The 2,406-nt window shown below is 70.3% G+C and carries 2 protein-coding genes; one reads left to right on the top strand and one right to left on the bottom strand.

What is annotated here, in order from left to right; all coding sequences use genetic code 11:
• The first annotated feature begins 762 nt into the window (after positions 1-762).
• The gene (locus ACWGIU_RS35680; protein ID WP_453712247.1) at positions 763-1,020 is read left to right on the top strand and encodes a hypothetical protein; all 258 of its coding nucleotides are present in this window, start codon (positions 763-765) and stop codon (positions 1,018-1,020) included.
• 626 nt (positions 1,021-1,646) lie between these two features.
• Here ACWGIU_RS35680 and ACWGIU_RS35685 read toward each other — a convergent pair.
• Positions 1,647-2,406: hypothetical protein (locus ACWGIU_RS35685; RefSeq protein ID WP_453712248.1), on the bottom strand; the 760-nt coding region annotated here is incomplete at its 5' end.

Consider the following 2,406-nt stretch of genomic DNA (forward strand, 5'->3'; position numbering starts at 1 on the left):
AAAAGCCCCCCCGCCACCAGATGTCCGCGCTTGCGCGGACATCGACGGGCCTACGGCCCGTTGGGGTGTCCGCTGACGCTCCCACCCCTTGGCCCTTCCGGCTTCGCCTCCAGGACCTGGGCCCGCTGACGCGGGCCTCGGGAGGGGTATTGCCGAGGGGTTCCGCATCATCGGATGCATCACATCATGAGCTGTGTAGAAACCCGAGAAACCTGCCACCCCCCTGGGGGTGGCAGGCCCCTTCACCGCATCTCGATGACACCACCGCAGCCACACACGGACAGACCTGAGATCCAGAGGAACCCACCCCGGCCGCACGGGCCGCCGAAGCACCCCACCCAAGCGACGGCACACGCCACCACACCAAACTGACACAGCATCAGGCTCTATCCGGCGAAAACATCGGTCGGCGCAATACCCGATCAAAAACAACAACAGAAACCCCGAATTCCCCTCCACCGATTCCCCATTGAACCTTCGAACGAATCCATAATTCGCGATGCCTCGATCAGGTGAGCAGGCCCGAGGACGTCGACAGCGGTGCCGCCGACAGGGGTTGCAGGACTAACCCCCACGCCGTGCAGCCTCATCCGGCGATGGCGGGCCGTCTCTGTGTCAAGGGCTCGCGAATCTGCGCTCTGGGCCCTCTGAGCAGGCACGGAACGGATTTTCGCGAGAACTGGGCCGTACCGCCTGCCGGTCGCACTGTTGCTCCCATTCACCCGCTCCGGCCCCAGGCCGGCTTCTGGAAGGACCACCAGCATGAGCACCACCACATCCACCATGGCCCCGCACCGTTCAGAGGCCGCCGAGGCCGAGTTGGGGCGCTTGCGGCGTCAGCGGGACGCGCTGTTCCTGGTGCTGCTTCTGGGCATCGGCGCTGTCCTGGCGGCCGCCGCGGGCATCGTCGTACGGCTGGCCCCAGCCTGGGCCAACCCGGCGCAGGTGGCCCTGGGCACGCTCGGCGTGTATGTCGCCGCCGTGGCCGTCCTGGTGCCGGCTCTCCGGCGTCGTCGGTAGCGTCCGGCGCAGGCGCGGGGCCCGGCCTTCGCAGGGGCGGCCGGGCCCGTACGTCAGCCGGAGGTGTTCCCAGCGGGAACACGGGGACCACACTGTCTGGATGACCGAGCGCCGCCCTCTGGGCACCGGACCCCGCCCCGACCCCGAGGCCCCGTCCGCACCCGGCCCACGCGGCCGTCTCGCCGCCGAACTCGCCCACGCCGAGCAACCGGACCGTGTCCCTGCCGAGCAGCCACGCACGGCCGCCAGGCGCCGTCTGGGCACAGGTCCCACACCGGCCGACCAATAGCCCCCGCCAGCCGGCCGCCCCGGCCCGCCGGGCCGGCCCCAGACGCTGGACCTCTCTGTCCGGCTGACGCGTACAAAGAGGTGTCGTCGTCCTTGACAGGCTTGCCCACCGGGTCTGACCAGGCACAATGCTCAAGATCACAAAAGTGGGGGTCCCACTCCCGGTCACACCTCCGGTGCAACTCCTAGTGCACCTCTACGTACAACCCTCCAGCCCCCCTCCGGTACAACCTCACCGGGCCCGCGCAACAGCAGACTTGCCCAGCGTCAGGGGCGAAGTCACGGCCGGCCAGGATGGTGACGTCACCAGGTTTCACCCCATCCCAGGTCAGATCAGGTCAGGGCACGTTGAGGACCTGGAGCTCACCGATGGCCAGACTGGTGGCGCTCTGGCGGGTGGTGGTAATCGTGCCGGTCTGCCCCGCTCCCTCCCACGCCACGTCCCACGTGGTCGTCGCGGTGACCGGGTAGCGGCCGCCCGGCGAGCCGTCGCTGGTGCGCGTGTACTTGTACCCGCAGGTCGGGGACATCTCCTTGCCCCGGTCCGGGGTGTACGGGATGCCCGGTCCGGTACAGGTGATGGTGGCGCCGTCACCCATCGACCACACCACCGTGCGCACCGTCGCGGTCGCCGTGACCGTGACCGAGCCCGCCGACGCCGTCGCAATCGCCGGGCCCGTGCGGGTCGGACCCGGCCGGTTCCACATCCACACCGGCAGCCCCACCAGACCCTTGCCCTCAGGTTTGGGCACGATCCCGATGTCCGGGCCCTCCAGGCGCAGCCGTTCCACGGCTTGCCGGGCGAGGGCCTGGACGTCGACGCCGCCACCGACCGGGCCGGTCGCCGACCAGCGGATCCCGCCCCGCACGTCCCCACCGCGCGGGCAGGTCACCAGGTAGAGCCGACCGCCCGGGTCGCCGGGCTTCCAGCCGGGCGGGGCGCCGGTGTCGAAGCCGGGCGGGAGGCCTCCGGCAGGGCCGTCGGTCGGCTTCCAGTAGCAGGAGTCCGCCGAGTTGAAGGCGCCCATCTCCGGGGTGGAGCAGGGCACCTCCTCGCCATCGATCGCACAGGTGGGCAAGCCCCCCTCCGAGGGGGGC

The organism is Streptomyces sp. NPDC054840, assembly GCF_053611065.1.